This is a genomic window from Kribbella sp. NPDC055071 (assembly GCF_053608045.1).
Map to the genome: position 1 here is coordinate 267,378 of NZ_JBSGUS010000003.1, position 15,641 is coordinate 283,018.

Below are 15,641 nucleotides of genomic sequence, written 5' to 3' on the forward strand. Positions count from 1 at the left end.
TCCTGGACAGCCCCGTTCTAACCGCTTAGTCTAAGCGATTAGACCTACCGCGAGCCACGAAAGGCATCCCCGTGAAGCGGACCGCATTCCTCCCGATCGCGATGGTTGCCGTCGCGACGCTCGTCGCCGGCTGCGGCGGCTCGTCCTCGAACGCCGCGGACACCCCGGCCGCCGCCGACCAAGGCCCCGAGACCGGCACGATCTCGTTCACCGGTACCGACAACGCCGAGACGTACCAGCCGGTGATCACGGCCTTCGAGGCGAAGAACCCCGGTATCAAGGTGACCTACACGCAGATCCCGTTCGACCAGTTCAACGCGACCATGCAGCAGCGGCTGAGCGCGAAGGACACCGGCATCGACGTCTACACCGTCGACGAGCCGCGGGTCTCCCAGCTTGCCGCCAAGGGATTCCTGGTCGACCTCGGCGACCTCGACGCGCAGGTGAAGAGCTCGATGAGTACGACGGCGTACGCCACGAATCACTTCCGCGACAAGCTGTGGTCGCTGCCGATGTGGAACTCGACCCAGTTCCTCTTCTACAACAAGACCGCACTCGCCAAGGCGCAGGTGACCCCGCCGACCGCGGATCCGACCAAGCGCTGGACCTGGGAGCAGATCCAGGCCGCCGGCCTCAAGGCCAAGCAGGCCGCGGGGATCAAGTACGGCCTGTTCATGGAGCAGCCCGAGGCGTACTACCAGCTGCAGCCGCTGGCCGAATCGCTCGGCGGCGGATCCGGCATCACCGGCGACGACGCGCTGACTCCGGCTGTCGAGACCGACGGCTGGAAGAAGGCCATGCAGTGGTACGGCGCTACCTACGCCAGTGGACTGTCGCCCCGCGGGATCGGCGGCTTCCAGACCGGCCCGGTCTTCGCGAACGGCGATGCCGCCTTCTTCATCGGCGGTCCGTGGGACCTGAAGATCTTCGGCAGCTCGAAGATCGACTGGGGTGTCGCGCCGATGCCGTACTTCCAGGGTGGCAAGCCGGTGACCCCGACGGGATCGTGGTCGCTCGGTATCAACCCGGCCTCCAAGCAGCAGGGGATGGCGCGCAAGTTCGTCGAGTTCGCGACGCTGGATCCGGCCGGCAACCTGGCGACCACCAGTACGACGACGATCATCCCGGCCAATCTCGCCGCCCAGAAGGAGTACCTGCCGACAATGGACAGCTTCTCCGGTGCCAAGACCGCGGGGGCCGCCGCGATCACGGCGTACGAGAGCGCCAACACGGCGGTGTCGAGGCCGGTCAGCGTCGGGTACATCCAGTTCGAGGAAGTGATGGGTAAGGCGTTCGCGGACATCCGCAACGGCAGCAACGCCGACACCCGGCTGCAGGAGGCGACCCGCCAGCTGACCGAGGCGTGGAAGTCCATCCGGTGAATCGGCGCGGTCAGGGGCTGATCGCTCTCGCGTTCTTGGCACCCGCGCTGCTCTGCCTCGCCGTACTGCGGATCGTCCCGGCCGGAGCCGCGTTGGTCCAGAGCTTTTATGCCGAGAGCCTGCTGCGCGGCGGCCGGGTGTTCACCGGGCTGAGCAACTACACCGACCTGCTGTCGAACCAGGACTTCCGGAAGTCCGTCGGCGTCACCCTCCTCTTTACTGTCCTGGTCAATCCGATCCAGGTGGTCGTGGCGTTCCTGCTGGCGGTGTTGTTCACGCAGAAGGCCGCGGGATCCAAGCTGTGGCGGACGCTGGTGATTCTGCCGATCGCGACGCCGCCGGCTGTGTCGGCGGTGATCTGGAGTGTCATCTACCGACCCGATGGGCTGGCCAACGGTTTCCTCGAACGGCTCGGTCTGCCCGCGCAGCCGTTCCTGACCTCGTCGAGCCAGGTGCTCCCGTCGCTGATCGTGTTGCTGTCGTGGATCGGTGTCGGCTACTGGATGCTGTTCCTGATCGCGGGCATCCAAGAGATCCCGGAGGAGATCCGGGAGGCCGCCGTACTCGACGGAGCCGGGGCCTGGCGACGGTTGATCTCCGTCACGTTGCCCTTGGTCCGTCGACCACTGGCGTTCGTCCTCGTGGCGGACACGGTGTCGAACCTGCTGGTGTTCGCGCCGGTCCAGATCCTCACCAAGGGCGGTCCGAACGGCAACAGCAACCTGCTCATGTACGACGTCTACAGCCGGGCGTATGCGATCGGCGACATTCACATCGCGCAGGCGGAGGTCGTCGTACTGGTCGCTCTCACGCTCGCGATCGTGGCCGGGCAGTTCCGGTTGCTGCGAGGGGAGGACTGAGATGGTTCGCCGGTTCGGAATCTCGGCGGTCGGTGCAGTCGTCGGTGTGCTGTTCTTCCTGCCGCTGCTGTGGGTGGTGACGAATTCGCTGCGGCCGGGGTCGGAGACGTTCGCCAGTCTCAATCCGCTGGGGTGGCAGACGTTCTTCGAGCTGAAGCCGACGCTCGCGAACTACTCGGCGTTGATCAGCAGTGACATCGGCCGCGCGACGCTGAACTCGATTCTGGTCAGCGCGATCACGGTCATTGTCGGGCTGGCTGTGTGCGCGTCGGCTGCCTTCGGGTTGGCGGCATTCACCTTCCGCGGTCGCGGTCTGGTCTTCGGCGTCGTCGTATTGAGCTTCTTGGTGCCGTTCGACGCGATCGCGATTCCGCTGTCGACGATGTTCCGGGACTGGCACCTCACGAACACCTTCACCGGACTGATCCTGCCGGGGATCGGCAACGGGATGGCGATCTTCCTGTTGCGGCAGTTCTTCCTGGGGATTCCCGCCGAATTGGTGGAGGCCGGGCGGCTCGACGGGCTCGGCTGGTTCGGGGTCTTCCGCTGGATCTATCTACCGTTGTCGAAGCCCGCGCTGATCGGTGCCGGATTGATGCTGTTCCTTTTCCAATGGCAGTCCTACGTGTGGCCGTTGCTGATCGGCACCGACTCCAAGCACGTGCTCGGTCCGGTCGCGTTGTCGAACCTGCAGGGGCAGAACTTCGCCGATTACGGCCTGATCTTCGCGGGCGCCGTCGTACTCACCGTCATTCCACTGGCGGTCATCGCCGGCTTCCAGCGGTACTTCATCCAATCCGTGTCGAGCAGCGGTCTCAAGTAGGCCGAGGAGAGCATGCATTCCAAGACGCACCAGATCATCCTTGATACCGACATCGGCTCCGACGTCGACGACGCAATGGCACTCGCCCAGATCCTGGGTACGCCGGAGCTCGACCTCGTCGAGGTCCATACCGTGTACGGCGATACCCGGCTGCGCGCGCGGATAGCCCGCCGGTACGCCGGACTCGCCGGGCTCGATGTCGACACCTTCGCGGGTGAGGCGAAGCCGTTGTCCGGACGCGAGGTGTGGTGGGCGGGTCACGAAGGCACGCTGCACGACGACCTCGAGCGGGAGACGATCAGCGTCGGCAGTGCGCCGGATCGGCTCGTGGCCAGGTTGCGTGCAGGTGCGCTGGACGTGATCGCGATCGGGCCGCTCACCAATCTCGCGACGGCACTCGAGTCGGCGCCTGACGTCGTTCGATCGATCCGGCACCTGTGGGTGATGGGTGGATCGTTCGGTCCGGATTCGAGTGCCGAGCACAACTTCCGCAGTGACGACGTGGCGGCGCAGGCCGTGCTGAACGCGGGTATCCCGACGACCGTGACGGGACTGGAGATCACGCAGCGGATCAGTATCGACACCGCCCGCCTGCAACGGATCCGGGCCGCCGGCCGGCTCGGTGCGGCGCTCGGCGCGGACATCGAGCAGTGGTGGGCGTACTGGAACGAGACGTGGAACGTCCCGCACGACCCGGTCGCGGTGCTGACGTTGGCGCGGCCCGAGCTCTTCGAGTTCTCCGGACCCGGACGGATCGACATCGCCCTCGGCGGGGAGGATGCTGGCCGCAGCACGTTCGTCCCCGATCCGGAGGGAACTGTGCGGATCGCCACCGACCTCGAGACCGATGTCGTGGCGGAGGAGATCACGGCGCGGATCGTGTCCGCAGGGTTGGGGGAGATCGATGGCCACCGGACGTGACGTCGCCGAGCGCGCCGGTACGTCGACCGCGGTCGTCAGCTACGTCTTCAACAACGGCCCGCGTCCGGTGTCGGCCGAGACGCGTCGACGCGTCCTGGAGGCAGCGGCCGAGCTGAACTACCGGCCCAACATCGTGGCTCGCGCGTTGAGTGCGGGTCGCACCTACTCGCTCGGTCTGCTCGTCCCGCAGGTCCGCAATCCCTACTTCGCCACGCTCGCCGAGCATCTGGAGAGCTACGCGCGAAAGCACGATCACCTGCTGCTGATCGGCGACTCGGCGGGGGATCCCGCCCAGGAGGCGGCGCATATCGGGTCGTTCATCGAGCGCAAGGTGGATGGCGTCGTACTGGTCTCGTTGCTGGCCGAGCCGGCGATCCAGCGGTTCGCCACCGCGGGGGTGCCGGTGGTTGCCCTGCACCCCGTACCCGACGGCGTGACGGTGTCGACGTTGTCGATCGACTACGTCGCGGCCGCGGAGTCGGCCACGAACCACTTGCTGTCTCACGGCTACAAGACCCTCGGCGTGGTCACCGGTCCCGAACCATCACCTGGTACGTCGGAACACCGGGCCGGCATCGAACGAGCGCTCCACGACCACCCACGCGTGACGGTCCGGTACGCGGCCTGCGACGTGTCACGGTTCGCCGCGAGAGACGCCGTACGCCCGTGGTTCCAGCAGAAGCGGCCGCCACGGGCGATCTACTGCGCGACGGACGAGCAGGCGTTCGGAGTGCTCTTCGCCGCCTGGGAGGCTGGCCTACGGGTTCCGGACGACGTGGCAGTGATGGGATTCGACGGCACCGACGAGTGCAGCGTCGCCATCCCACCCCTGGCCAGCGTCCGGCAACCCATAGAACAAACCGCCCACCAAGCTGTCGACTTGCTCCTCAACCCGTCCGAACCAGCACGCCACCTCCTCGACTACACCCTGATCCCCAACACCTCCTGCGGCTGTTAGGCGGGCGAGGGGCTCGCGTGGGCCGGGCCGGCGGGGATTGCGCGGCGAACGGACAGGCCGACGGCGATCATGACGACGCCCCAGACGATGGCGGTGACGCCGAGGAGGACGGCGATGCTGACGGCACCTGCGCCTGGGTTGGAGGCGAACAGGACGCCCAGCAGGATCGACAGGGCCGCGTTCAGAACAAGCAGCCAGCGGGGCATGATCAGGCGGCTGCCGAAGGCACCGAAGAGCTCGAAGACACCACGGACGACCAGCCAGATCCCGAGGATCCAGGTCAGGGTCGTTGCCGTCATCCCCGGACTGGTGATCGCGATGAACGCGGCCACCAAGGCGATGACCCCGATCACGACCAGCCAGAGCCGACCGCCGCGCGACTCCGGCTGAAAGGCCTGGACGATCGAGCCGACGCCGTCCGTCAGGGCCCAGAAGCCCCACAGCAGAGCGAGTGCGATCGCCGTGTCGATGGGCCACACGATCGCCAGAATTCCGAAGATCACCCCGATCACGCCACGTACGAGCAGCATCTTCCAGCCTGCGGTGAGCCAATCCCGCACCATGTCAGACCTCCCTAGACGGGCCCGGCACCCGGCGTACCGGTACCCGAACCCATCGTGATCCCATCAGGACCCGAGGGCAATGTTCGCCAGAACTAACTATTCCGAGGCGCGGCGCAGGGCCTCGGACAGCCGCTCGGCGGCGGCCATGACGGCGGGGGCGTGCATCCGCCCGGGCTGACGGGACAAGCGCTCGATCGGTCCGGACACGGACACGGCCGCGATGACCTTGCCGCTGGGCGACCGGACCGGGGCCGACACGGACGCGACGCCCTGCTCGCGCTCGCCCACCGAGTGGGCCCAGCCGCGCCGCCGCACGCCGGCCAGGGCCGCCGCGTTGAAGGTTGCGTTGTGGAGACCCCGGTGCATCCGCTCCGGGTCCTCCCAAGCAAGCAGTATTTGCGCGGCCGACCCTGCGGCCATCGTCAACTGACTGCCGACGGGGACGGTGTCACGCAGACCGGAAGGACGCTCAGCGGCGGCGACACACACGCGGTACTCACCCTGGCGGCGGAACAGTTGCGCCGACTCACCGGTGATGTCGCGCAGCCGCGCCAGCACAGGCCCGGCTGTCGCCAGCAGCCGGTCCTCACCGGCCGCGGAGGCCAACTCGCTCAGTCGCGGACCGAGCACGAACCGTCCTTGCATGTCGCGCCCGACGAGCCGGTGGTGTTCCAGGGCCACCGCCAGCCGGTGCGCGGTCGGACGGGCCAGCCCGGTCGCCGCCACGAGTCCTGCCAGGGTCGCCGGCCCGGACTCGAGGGCGGACAGCACAAGGGCTGCTTTGTCGAGAACGCCGACTCCGCTAGAGTTGTCCATGAGACGATATTGCCGTCTCGAATCGTGGAACGCAAGTCGCTTCTGCCGCCCCATCGAGAGCACTGTGAGCGAGAACGCACCGTTTCTCGGACGGGACCACCACAACCTCAAAGGAGAGTCTGATGGGTAGGACGTTGTCGGAAAAGGTCTGGGATGCGCATGTCGTGCGCCATGCCGACGGGGAACCCGACCTCCTCTACATCGACCTCCATCTGGTCCACGAGGTGACCAGTCCACAGGCGTTCGACGGTCTCCGGCTGGCCGGTCGCGGCGTACGGCGTCCTGACCTGACCATCGCCACCGAGGACCACAACGTTCCGACGTACGACGTGGACAAGCCGATCGCGGACCCGGTGTCGCGCACCCAGGTCGAGACGCTGCGCCGGAACGCCGAGGAGTTCGGGATCCGGATCCACACGCTCGGCGACCCGGACCAGGGCGTCGTGCACGTGATCGGCCCGCAGCTCGGTCTGACCCAGCCCGGCATGACCGTGGTCTGTGGTGACAGCCACACCTCTACCCACGGCGCGTTCGGAGCTATTGCCTTCGGCATCGGTACGAGCGAGGTCGAGCACGTCCTCGCCACCCAGACGCTGATGCAGGCCCGGCCCAAGACGATGGCCGTCACAGTCGACGGCGTACTACCCGACGGGGTCTCGGCCAAGGACCTGGTGCTCGCGCTGATCGCCAAGGTCGGCACGGGTGGTGGCCAGGGCTACATCGTCGAGTACCGCGGTGAGGCGATCCGCGCGCTCAGCATGGAAGCCCGGATGACGATCTGCAACATGTCGATCGAGTGGGGGGCGAAGGCCGGCATGATCGCGCCGGACGAGACGACGTTCGAGTACCTGAAGGGCAAGCCGCACGCACCCGAGGGCGTCGACTGGGAGGCGGCCGTCGAGTACTGGAAGAGCATCGCGACCGACGCCGACGCGACCTTCGACCGCGAGGTCGTGCTGCGCGCCGAGGAGATCGCGCCGTTCGTGACCTGGGGGACGAACCCCGGCCAGGGCATCCCGCTGTCGGAGTCGGTGCCGTCGCCGGACGACTTCGAGAACGAGAACGACAAGGTCGCCGCCGAGCGGGCACTGGAGTACATGGGCCTCACCGCCGGGACGCCGATGCGCGACATCCACGTGGACACGGTGTTCCTGGGCTCGTGCACCAACGGCCGGATCGAGGACCTGCGCGCCGCCGCCGGGGTGCTGGCCGGGCGGAAGGTTGCCGAGGGCACCCGGATGCTCGTGGTGCCGGGCTCGGGCCGCGTGCGGCTGCAGGCCGAGGCCGAGGGGCTGGCCGAGATCTTCAAGGACGCCGGCGCCGAATGGCGTGGCGCGGGGTGCTCGATGTGCCTGGGCATGAACCCGGACACGCTCGCCCCGGGTGAGCGCAGCGCCTCCACCTCGAACCGCAACTTCGAAGGACGCCAGGGCAAGGGCGGCCGGACCCACCTGGTCTCGCCGCTCGTCGCCGCCGCGACCGCCGTCGCCGGCACCCTCGCCGCCCCCGCGGACCTGCAGCCCGTCGAGGTCTCCGTACCCGAGAACGTCTGAGGAGCAGAAGAATCATGGAAGCCTTCGTTCAGCACATCGGTACGGCGGCCCCGCTGCGGCGCAGCAACGTCGACACCGACCAGATCATCCCGGCCGTTTACCTGAAGCGCGTCACCCGGACCGGCTTCGAGGACGGGCTGTTCGCGGCCTGGCGCAACGATCCGGCCTTCGTCCTGAACCAGCCCGAGTACGACGGAGTCTCGGTGCTCGTCGCGGGTCCGGACTTCGGCACCGGATCGTCGCGTGAGCACGCGGTCTGGGCCCTGCTCGACTACGGGTTCCGCGTGGTCGTGTCCTCGCGCTTCGGCGACATCTTCCGCGGCAACTCGGGTAAAGCCGGCCTGCTCGCGGCCTTGGTGACGCAGGACGTCGTGGAGCAGTTGTGGGCCACGATCGAGGCCGACCCGGGCACCAAGATCACCGTCGACCTCGAGAACAAGACGATCTCGGCCGGTGACGTATCGGCGCCGTTCGAGATCGACGACTACACCCGCTACCGCCTGCTGAACGGTCTCGACGACGTCGGCATCACGCTGTCGCACGCGGCCGATATCGCCACGTACGAAGCGACCCGGCCGACCTTCAAGCCGGCCACCTTGCCCGCCAAGGCCTGAACAAGTGCAGTAGGGGCAGAGTTACCGCCGCCGTAACGAATCGCACATCGGCGGCGATAACGCTGGTGTTAGGCTGGCGTGGTTGTCAGAACAAGGCTTGCGAGACCGAGGAGGTGAGGCGCTCATGAGTAGCGATCCCTCCAGACATACCGGTCTCGCTCGACCTTGAGAGGCTGAAGTCCTCTGGTAGTTGCGGCTTGAGTGCCGTAGGGGTCGGGCAGACGCGTGCCCGTCACTCTCACTCGCTGCACCGCACCTGCTGTGCTTTTTGGAGGACTCATGTCCGACCTTCGCCTGCGCACCCTTCGTGCCTTCGGCCGTACGCCGTCCCTGCGCGCCGCCGCCCGCCGTCACGCCGAGCCCGAGCAGCTCGTCGAGCCGGCCGAGAAGCTGCGCGAATCCCCGAAACCCAAGGGACACAGCGTCGTCGACAGTGCGATCTACTGCGGCGGCCGCCGGGTCGCGTCACCGGAGTCGCTGGCAGAGACGTACCGGGTCCTGCACAAAGCCCCGAGCAGCCTGGCCTGGATCGGCCTGTACCGGCCTGACAGCCGCGAACTCGCCTCACTGGCGCAGGAGTTCGACCTGCACGAGCTGGCCATCGAGGACGCCAACGAGGCCCATCAGCGGCCGAAGCTCGAGCGCTACGGCGACACGCTCTTCGTCGTCCTGAAGGCCGCTCGCTATCGGGACGCGACCGAGGAGGTCGAGTTCGGCGAGGTGCACGTGTTCGTCGGCCCGGACTTCGTGGTGACGGTCCGGCATGCCGAAGCGCCCAACCTGGCCGCGGTCCGGCGCCGCGTCGAACGCGATCCCGATCTGCTCAACCGCGGGACCGAAGCCGTGCTCTACGCGATCATGGACAAGGTCGTCGACGGCTATGCGCCCGTTGTCGCGGGTCTCGAGAACGACATCGACGAGATCGAGACCGAGGTGTTCCGCGGCGATCCGAAGGTGTCGCGGCGTATCTACGAGTTGTCCCGCGAGGTGATCGAGTTCCAGCGCGCGACCCGGCCGCTGGTCGGCATGCTCGAATCGTTGCGCGGTGGATTCGAGAAGTACGGCGTGGACGAGGAACTGCAGCGTTCCTTGCGCGATGTGGCCGACCACGTCACGGAGGTGGTGGAGAAGGTCGGCGGCTTCCGCGAACTGCTCCGCGACATTCTGACCGTGAACGCGACGCTGGTGGCACAGCAGCAGAACGAGGAGATGAAGAGCCTCGCGATCGCCAGCAGCGCGCAGAACGAAGAGGTCAAGAAGATCTCCGCCTGGGCGGCCATCCTGTTCGCGCCGACCTTGATCGGCACCGTCTACGGGATGAACTTCGACAACATGCCGGAGCTGCACTGGCAGTACGGCTACCCCTTCGCGATCGGCCTGATGGGCTTGGTGTGTGGCGGTCTGTACCTCATCTTCAAACGCCTCAGTTGGCTGTGAACTTCCACCGATTCCCTTGCTGGACTGGCCCCGAACCGACCGATCGGGGCAAAAAGTGGCCCAAATCGCCCAAAACAAGGCCGAATTGCCGCGTTGGTGTTTGTGAACTGCCACTTGAGTCCATAACGTTCCTGTGAGATCGAGCGCTGTGCTCGACGCCTAGTGTTCACGGAGGGAAGCAGTGAACAAGAGCCAGTTGGTCGAAGCGCTCGCAGTGCACTTCGACGGAAACCGCCGCCAGGCCCAGCACGCACTGGAATCGGTGATCGACACCGTGCAGCGCGAGCTGACCAAAAAGGGTGGCAAGGTCGCCATCACCGGTTTCGGTGCCTTCGAGGCCATCGAGCGTGGCGCGCGCATCGTGCGCAACCCGCGGACCGGTGAGACCAAGCGCGCCAAGAAGACCACGGTGCCGAAGTTCCGCGCGGGTGCGGAGCTGAAGGCCGTTGTCTCCGGTGCGAAGAAGCTGCCGAAGCTGGTAGCGCCCAAGCCGACCGCGACCGCCACGAAGACGGCCGCCCCGGCAAAGAAGGCCGCCCCGGTGAAGGCCGCGGCGACCAAGACCGCCGCCGCCAAGAAGGCGACGCCGGCCAAGACGACGGTTGCGAAGAAGGCGCCGGCCAAGAAGGCTGCGCCCGTGAAGGCTGTTGCCAAGAAGGCGCCGGCCAAGAAGGCTGCGCCGGTCAAGGCCGTTGCCAAGAAGGCGCCGGCCAAGAAGGCCCCCGCCAAGAAGGCCCCGGCGAAGCGCGCAGCTCGCTGAACCACGCAATACAGCGAAGGCCGGTCCCCCACTCCAGGGGTGACCGGCCTTCGCGTGTGTACGGGGTTCGTTGATTTCAGGGTGCCTGAGGCAACCTTCTCAGAGCTCGGTGGCGAACTCGACCTTCTCGATCGTCAGGCCGGCGCCGGTTCCCGTGGTCTGCAGGCGGACGCGCTGGCCGACGCGAAGATGCCGCACCGGTGTGTCCGAGACCGCGTGGACGGTGAAGGGCAACTCGATCCCGGTGTCGGTCAGCACCGACCCGGAGAAGGTGTCGAGGTCGTAGCGGCTCACAGTTGCTTGCATATCAGCAGGCTATGCCCTCGGTGCCGGTCGCGGCGCCGAGGACGAGCGACATCACGTCGGCGGTCGCGGGACCGACACCGAGTTGTACGGCGTGAGCCAGATCGGCTGCGGTGTCGACATCTCGCTGTACCGACTCGATTGCGGAGAGTTCGATCGGGATCGCCCCCGAGGCCTGGTGGGCCAGCGCGGAACCCACGCCGAAGTGGGGATCCAGCGGGATCCCGGGCGCTGTCGCGAGCATCGTCGTACCGGTGCCGGGCAGGTCGATCACGAACGAACGCGGCGCCACGAAGGCAGCCAGCGCGGCCGTCAGCTCGGCCGGTCGCAACGCGGGCAGATCCGCGGACAGCGTGGCCACCGCGTTGCCAGGGAACTCGGCGGCGGCCACAGTGGCACCATGCAGGAGGGCTTCGTTCAGGCCGGCGGCCGGCAGATCGGGTACGACGCGGGCGCCGACCGCGGTCACGTCCGCGGCCACGAGCGGATCGTCGGTGACGACCAGGACGGCATGCACCAGCGGCGACGCGAGGGCGGCCGCAGTAGTGTCGATCGCGAAGGCGCGGGCGAACTCCGGCCGGTGCTGCGGGTAGGCGGGAGCGAGCCGGCTCTTCGCGATCGCCGTACGCTTCACCGGGATCACCAGGATCCAGGGAGCGACCTGTAGGTCTGCCATCAGGCAGGATTCTCCCATGACCGACGGCGGTAACGAGCACCAGGAGGCAGCAGTGGACGGCCAGCAGCGTGATCCCCGGCCACGGCGGGGCTTCTGGTTCGGCCTGATCGTCATCATCGTCAAGCCGTTCATGCTGGTCTTCACCAAGTCGGTGTTCACCGGGCGGGAGAACATGCCGCGCTCGGGCGGGGTGATCTTCGTGGCCAACCACATCTCGCATTTCGACCCGGTGCTGCTCGGCTACTTCATCTGGGAGTGCCGGCGGATTCCGCGGTTCCTGGGCAAGGCCTCGCTGTTCAAGCTGCCGATCGTCGGCCGGATCATCACCAGCGCCGGCCAGATCCCGGTGTACCGGGATTCCGCGCAGGCCGCCGATGCGTTCCGGGACGCGGTCGCCGCCGTCGAGAAGGGCGAGTGTGTCGGCGTCTACCCCGAAGGCACCATCACGCGCGATCCGGAGATGTGGCCGATGACCGGCAAGACCGGCGCCGCCCGGATCGCGCTGATGACCGGCTGTCCGGTGATCCCGCTCGGCAACTGGGGTGCGCAGGAGATCATCAAGTCGTACACGGGCAAGATCCGGATCCGGCTGCTGCCGCGCAAGACCCTGCAGGTGCGGGCCGGCCGGCCGGTCGACCTGAGCGCGTTCGAGGGCAAGCCGCTGACCAACCAGCTGTTGCACGAGGCAACCGAGGTGATCATGGCCCGGGTCGCCGAGACGCTCGGTGAGCTGCGCGGCGAGACTCCGCCCAAGGAGCTCTACGACCTGCGCAAGGCCCGCAAGGCCGAAGAGGGTAAGGGCGAGGAGAAGGCATGACGAAGGTCGCGGTGTTCGGAGCCGGATCCTGGGGTACGGCGTTCGCCGTCGTGCTGGCCAACGCGGGGAACCAGGTGTCGGTGTGGGCCCGGCGTGAGGCGGTCTGCGACGCGATCAACTCCCAGCACGAGAACGCCGACTACCTGCCCGGCCTGCGACTCCCGGACGCGATCACCGCGACCCACGATCCGGCTGCGGCCGCCGAGGGTGCGGAGGCCGTCGTACTGGCTGTTCCTTCGCAGTCGTTGCGGGACAACCTGAGGGACTGGGCCGGCGTTCTGCCGAACGCCGTACCGCTGGTCAGCCTGATGAAGGGCGTCGAGGTCGGTACGACGAAGCGGATGAGCGAGGTGATCGCCGAGTTGACCGGTGCCGGGGCGGAGCGGATCGCCGTGGTGTCCGGGCCCAACCTGGCCCGCGAGATCGCCGAAGGGCAGCCGGCCGCGTCGGTGGTTGCCTGTGCAGACGAAGGGACGGCGACGCGGCTGCAGAAGCTGTGCCACTCGCCGACGTTCCGTCCGTACACGAACAACGACGTGATCGGCTGTGAGCTCGGCGGTGCCTGCAAGAACGTGATCGCGTTGGCCGTCGGGATGGCGGTCGGCCTCGGCTTCGGTGACAACGCGCGGGCCTCGGTGATCACCCGTGGGCTGGCCGAGATCGCTCGGCTGGGTACGGCGCTCGGTGCGGATGAGCACACGTTCTCCGGGCTGGCCGGCTTGGGTGATCTGGTGGCTACGTGTTCGTCGCCGTTGTCGCGCAACCGGACCTTCGGCGAGAAGCTCGGGCAGGGCATGACGGTCGCCGACATCGCGGGTGGGATGCGTCAGGTCGCCGAGGGCGTGAAGTCCTGCGCGTCGATCTCCGAGCTGGCCCACCACCACGACGTCGAGATGCCGATCGTCGAACACGTCACCAAGGTGGTGTCGGGGGAGATGACCCCGAAGGACATGCTGTTCAGTCTCGTCTCCCGCTCGGCGAAGTCGGAGCGCTGGGGATGATCCCGGCCGCGTTCGCCGACGCCACTGTTGCGCGTGAAGGTCCGGCCGGCGCGGCGTGGTTGGAGGAGCTGCCGGGAATCGTCGAGGATCTGCTGACACGCTGGGACTGCGAGCCCGACGGCGATGCTTTCCACGGCCAGGTTGGCTTGGTGCTCCCGGTGGCTTCGCCGGATCCCGCCGTACTGAAGGTGTCTTTCCCGCATCCTGGCAACGTGCACGAGCCGGATGCCTTCACTGCTTGGGACGGCCGGGGTGCTGTCCGGTTGTACGAGCGGGCCGACGAGCAGTACGCGATGTTGCTGGAGCGGGCGCATCCCACGACCTTGGCCGACGAGCCTGGCGAGACGATCGCGGTCGTGGCGGGGGAGTTGAGCCGGAGGCTGTCCATCGCGGCGCCGGACGGGCTGCCACGGCTGGCGGACAAGGCCGACGAGTGGCGGGAGGAGTTGCTCTCGGGCGCCGCTGAGTTCCCGGACGCGTTGTCTACGTCGGTGGTGGAGAGCGCGGTGGCGGTCGTCGACGAACTGGGGCGGGACCAGCCGGAGCTCGTCGTCCACGGCGACTTTCATGCCCGCAACATCCTTCGCGCCGAACGCGAGCCGTGGCTGGCTGTCGACCCCAAGGGGTACGTCGGGGACCCGGCGTACGACGGAGCCGCGCTCATCCTGCCTCGGGCGGCCGCACTGATCGACTCGGGCACTGTGGTTCGTGAGCTTGAGCGCGAGCTCGAGGTGTTCGCTGAGGCGGCTGAGCTCGATCCGGTACGGGTGCGGCGGTGGGCGCTCTATCGCTTGGTCGAGGGTGGCTTCCACGGCCGGCGGAACGGGTTCGGACGTGCGCGGAGTGGTGTGTACCTGGACCGGGTGATCGCATTGGCTGATCGCCTGGCCATCGAGTGGAGTGCCTAGGCCAGTGCTGGTTCGGTGGTGTTGACCCGCTGCCAGACGATGGTGAGAATCCCGCCCAGGATCAAGGCGGTCGTGCCCATTGCGGCCAAGGCTCCGGCGGGACCGAGCCAATCCGCAATCGCGCCGCCGAGGGCGAGGCAGACTCCCTGGGCCGCGATGGAGCCGGATGACATCAGGCCGATCGTGGCGCCGCGGCTGGCCTGTGGAGAGCGCTGGATGAACGTCGTCGGCGCGACCACCATGTAGGCCTGGAGGATCCCGCACAAGCCGAACAACGCGATCGAGATGATCAGGTTCGGCTCGAGGACGCAGAGCAGCAACGGTAGGCCGGAGAGAGCGGCCAGCGGCGCCATCAGTCGCAGGCGTAGCGTCGGCCGGAGCCTGGTCAGGACGTACGCGCCGATGACGGCTCCGATCGGCGTTGCCGTGAGCAACCAGCCGCCGGCGGTGGGGTCCGAACTCAGGTGTGCCGCGTACGGAACCGCGAGACCTTCCGAGGCGACGGGCAGGCCGATCATCCAGATGAGCCAGATCAGCGTGCGTAGTTGGGGGTCGGCGAACACCAGCTTGGCGCCGCGCCGCGTCGACTCCAGCAGCGAGACGTGTTCGGTGTCCTGGTGGGGGCTCGGGCGACGTCGTACGCCGAGTGCGATGAAGAGGGCGGAGCCGAAGAAGCTTGCGGCGTTGACCGCGAGCGAGCCGTAGGGGGTCAGCCAGGCGGTCAGGAGGCCGCCGACGGCGAAGCCTCCGACGCCGGCCAACTGTCCGGCCATCTGCCGCAGTCCTTGGCCGATGGTGAGCAGATCGCCCTCGAGGATGTCGGCCAGCAAGGCCCCACGGGCCGCGGTCGACGGGGAACCGAGGAACTGCTCGGCGAAGATCAGCGGGAACATCGCCCAGAGCGGGACGAACGGCAACGCCATCACAGCCATCACCACGCCGCGCGACAACGCGGAGAAGATCATCACCTCGCGCCGCGGGTACCGGTCGGCAAGACCGCCCAACACCGGCCCGATCAATGCGGGCAGGAAAGTCAACGCGAACGTGAACGCGCTCAACGCCGCGGATCCGGTCCGCACAAAGACCAGCACCGACAACGCGACCCGGGCAACCTGATCGCCGGCGGTGGACACGAGTTCGGCGAACCACAACGCCCGGAACTCACCATTGGCAAATACATCCCGATACCTGGCCGCGCGCCCGGTAGCCTCCACCGTCACACCTTCCGTCGACCCCGATATCCCCTTGG

At 67.5% G+C, this 15,641-nt stretch carries 17 protein-coding genes; 12 read left to right on the plus strand and 5 right to left on the minus strand.

The window, feature by feature from the left end:
* Positions 1 to 71 precede the first annotated feature (71 nt).
* From ACWF4Z_RS07900 to ACWF4Z_RS07920, 5 genes are read left to right on the plus strand one after another with little or no spacing between them, the layout of a single operon-like run.
* Positions 72 to 1,382, plus strand: a complete 1,311-nt coding sequence (locus tag ACWF4Z_RS07900) for a sugar ABC transporter substrate-binding protein (RefSeq protein WP_452242200.1) — start codon at positions 72 to 74, stop codon at positions 1,380 to 1,382.
* Positions 1,379 to 2,242 (plus strand): carbohydrate ABC transporter permease, encoded by an 864-nt coding sequence (locus tag ACWF4Z_RS07905; RefSeq protein WP_452242201.1) that lies wholly within the window; start codon positions 1,379 to 1,381, stop codon positions 2,240 to 2,242. The genes ACWF4Z_RS07900 and ACWF4Z_RS07905 overlap by 4 nt, the downstream gene beginning before the upstream one ends.
* Position 2,243: 1 nt before the next feature.
* The gene (locus tag ACWF4Z_RS07910) at positions 2,244 to 3,065 is read left to right on the plus strand and encodes a carbohydrate ABC transporter permease (RefSeq protein WP_452242202.1); all 822 of its coding nucleotides are present in this window, start codon (positions 2,244 to 2,246) and stop codon (positions 3,063 to 3,065) included.
* Between the two features lie 12 nt (positions 3,066 to 3,077).
* Positions 3,078 to 3,986: a nucleoside hydrolase gene (locus ACWF4Z_RS07915; RefSeq protein ID WP_452242203.1), complete on the plus strand. Its 909-nt coding sequence runs from the start codon at positions 3,078 to 3,080 to the stop codon at positions 3,984 to 3,986.
* The gene (locus ACWF4Z_RS07920; RefSeq protein ID WP_452242204.1) at positions 3,970 to 4,944 is read left to right on the plus strand and encodes a LacI family DNA-binding transcriptional regulator; all 975 of its coding nucleotides are present in this window, start codon (positions 3,970 to 3,972) and stop codon (positions 4,942 to 4,944) included. The genes ACWF4Z_RS07915 and ACWF4Z_RS07920 overlap by 17 nt, the downstream gene beginning before the upstream one ends.
* On the opposite strand, the gene ACWF4Z_RS07925 is transcribed toward ACWF4Z_RS07920, so the two are convergent.
* Both ACWF4Z_RS07925 and ACWF4Z_RS07930 read right to left on the minus strand, forming a co-directional pair.
* The gene (locus ACWF4Z_RS07925; protein WP_452242205.1) at positions 4,941 to 5,507 is read right to left on the minus strand and encodes an HdeD family acid-resistance protein; all 567 of its coding nucleotides are present in this window, start codon (positions 5,505 to 5,507) and stop codon (positions 4,941 to 4,943) included. The two genes, ACWF4Z_RS07920 and ACWF4Z_RS07925, sit on opposite strands and share 4 nt — an antisense overlap.
* Before the next feature lie 96 nt (positions 5,508 to 5,603).
* Positions 5,604 to 6,323 (minus strand): IclR family transcriptional regulator, encoded by a 720-nt coding sequence (locus ACWF4Z_RS07930; RefSeq protein WP_012922430.1) that lies wholly within the window; start codon positions 6,321 to 6,323, stop codon positions 5,604 to 5,606.
* Between the two features lie 122 nt (positions 6,324 to 6,445).
* Between ACWF4Z_RS07930 and leuC the strand changes: the two genes are divergently transcribed.
* From leuC to ACWF4Z_RS07950, 4 genes are all read left to right on the plus strand, one after another.
* Complete coding sequence (gene leuC / locus ACWF4Z_RS07935) at positions 6,446 to 7,876, plus strand: 3-isopropylmalate dehydratase large subunit (protein WP_452242206.1); 1,431 nt, start codon at positions 6,446 to 6,448, stop codon at positions 7,874 to 7,876.
* Between the two features lie 14 nt (positions 7,877 to 7,890).
* Positions 7,891 to 8,490 carry a 3-isopropylmalate dehydratase small subunit gene (leuD, locus tag ACWF4Z_RS07940; RefSeq protein ID WP_452242207.1) on the plus strand — a complete coding sequence of 200 codons (600 nt, stop codon included), beginning with the start codon at positions 7,891 to 7,893 and terminating at the stop codon, positions 8,488 to 8,490.
* Positions 8,491 to 8,769: 279 nt separating this feature from the next.
* The gene (corA, locus tag ACWF4Z_RS07945; protein ID WP_452242208.1) at positions 8,770 to 9,927 is read left to right on the plus strand and encodes a magnesium/cobalt transporter CorA; all 1,158 of its coding nucleotides are present in this window, start codon (positions 8,770 to 8,772) and stop codon (positions 9,925 to 9,927) included.
* Positions 9,928 to 10,108: 181 nt separating this feature from the next.
* Positions 10,109 to 10,687, plus strand: a complete 579-nt coding sequence (locus ACWF4Z_RS07950) for an HU family DNA-binding protein (protein WP_452242209.1) — start codon at positions 10,109 to 10,111, stop codon at positions 10,685 to 10,687.
* Between the two features lie 99 nt (positions 10,688 to 10,786).
* Here ACWF4Z_RS07950 and ACWF4Z_RS07955 read toward each other — a convergent pair whose 3' ends face one another.
* Complete coding sequence (locus ACWF4Z_RS07955; RefSeq protein WP_452242210.1) at positions 10,787 to 10,993, minus strand: hypothetical protein; 207 nt, start codon at positions 10,991 to 10,993, stop codon at positions 10,787 to 10,789.
* Position 10,994: 1 nt separating this feature from the next.
* Positions 10,995 to 11,666 (minus strand): 2-phospho-L-lactate guanylyltransferase, encoded by a 672-nt coding sequence (cofC, locus tag ACWF4Z_RS07960; RefSeq protein WP_452242211.1) that lies wholly within the window; start codon positions 11,664 to 11,666, stop codon positions 10,995 to 10,997.
* Positions 11,667 to 11,682: 16 nt separating this feature from the next.
* Between cofC and ACWF4Z_RS07965 the strand changes: the two genes are divergently transcribed.
* Genes ACWF4Z_RS07965 through ACWF4Z_RS07975 form a run of 3 tightly spaced genes read left to right on the plus strand, consistent with a single transcriptional unit; the run spans position 11,683 to position 14,392 of the window.
* The gene (locus ACWF4Z_RS07965; RefSeq protein WP_452242212.1) at positions 11,683 to 12,483 is read left to right on the plus strand and encodes a lysophospholipid acyltransferase family protein; all 801 of its coding nucleotides are present in this window, start codon (positions 11,683 to 11,685) and stop codon (positions 12,481 to 12,483) included.
* Entirely contained in the window at positions 12,480 to 13,484 is a 1,005-nt protein-coding gene (locus ACWF4Z_RS07970) for an NAD(P)H-dependent glycerol-3-phosphate dehydrogenase (RefSeq protein ID WP_452242213.1), read from the plus strand. Before ACWF4Z_RS07965 ends, ACWF4Z_RS07970 begins: the two co-directional genes overlap by 4 nt.
* A complete protein-coding gene (locus ACWF4Z_RS07975) occupies positions 13,481 to 14,392 on the plus strand; it encodes an aminoglycoside phosphotransferase family protein (protein ID WP_452242214.1) in 912 nt (303 codons plus the stop codon). The genes ACWF4Z_RS07970 and ACWF4Z_RS07975 overlap by 4 nt, the downstream gene beginning before the upstream one ends.
* Here the strand turns inward: ACWF4Z_RS07975 and ACWF4Z_RS07980 are convergent.
* Complete coding sequence (locus ACWF4Z_RS07980) at positions 14,389 to 15,606, minus strand: MFS transporter (RefSeq protein WP_452242215.1); 1,218 nt, start codon at positions 15,604 to 15,606, stop codon at positions 14,389 to 14,391. The genes ACWF4Z_RS07975 and ACWF4Z_RS07980 overlap by 4 nt on opposite strands.
* Between the last annotated feature and the right edge of the window lie 35 nt (positions 15,607 to 15,641).

What these genes read in the sequence shown, in the direction of transcription:
- ACWF4Z_RS07910 (WP_452242202.1), top strand. Translation starts at nt 2,244, where the DNA reads ATGGTTCGCCGGTTCGGAATCTCGGCGGTCGGTGCAGTCGTCGGTGTG.
- ACWF4Z_RS07915 (WP_452242203.1), top strand. Translation starts at nt 3,078, where the DNA reads ATGCATTCCAAGACGCACCAGATCATCCTTGATACCGACATCGGCTCC.
- ACWF4Z_RS07920 (WP_452242204.1), top strand. Translation starts at nt 3,970, where the DNA reads ATGGCCACCGGACGTGACGTCGCCGAGCGCGCCGGTACGTCGACCGCG.
- ACWF4Z_RS07925 (WP_452242205.1), bottom strand. Translation starts at nt 5,507, where the DNA reads ATGGTGCGGGATTGGCTCACCGCAGGCTGGAAGATGCTGCTCGTACGT.
- ACWF4Z_RS07930 (WP_012922430.1), bottom strand. Translation starts at nt 6,323, where the DNA reads ATGGACAACTCTAGCGGAGTCGGCGTTCTCGACAAAGCAGCCCTTGTG.
- leuC (WP_452242206.1), top strand. Translation starts at nt 6,446, where the DNA reads ATGGGTAGGACGTTGTCGGAAAAGGTCTGGGATGCGCATGTCGTGCGC.
- leuD (WP_452242207.1), top strand. Translation starts at nt 7,891, where the DNA reads ATGGAAGCCTTCGTTCAGCACATCGGTACGGCGGCCCCGCTGCGGCGC.
- corA (WP_452242208.1), top strand. Translation starts at nt 8,770, where the DNA reads ATGTCCGACCTTCGCCTGCGCACCCTTCGTGCCTTCGGCCGTACGCCG.
- ACWF4Z_RS07955 (WP_452242210.1), bottom strand. Translation starts at nt 10,993, where the DNA reads ATGCAAGCAACTGTGAGCCGCTACGACCTCGACACCTTCTCCGGGTCG.
- cofC (WP_452242211.1), bottom strand. Translation starts at nt 11,666, where the DNA reads ATGGCAGACCTACAGGTCGCTCCCTGGATCCTGGTGATCCCGGTGAAG.
- ACWF4Z_RS07965 (WP_452242212.1), top strand. Translation starts at nt 11,683, where the DNA reads ATGACCGACGGCGGTAACGAGCACCAGGAGGCAGCAGTGGACGGCCAG.
- ACWF4Z_RS07970 (WP_452242213.1), top strand. Translation starts at nt 12,480, where the DNA reads ATGACGAAGGTCGCGGTGTTCGGAGCCGGATCCTGGGGTACGGCGTTC.
- ACWF4Z_RS07975 (WP_452242214.1), top strand. Translation starts at nt 13,481, where the DNA reads ATGATCCCGGCCGCGTTCGCCGACGCCACTGTTGCGCGTGAAGGTCCG.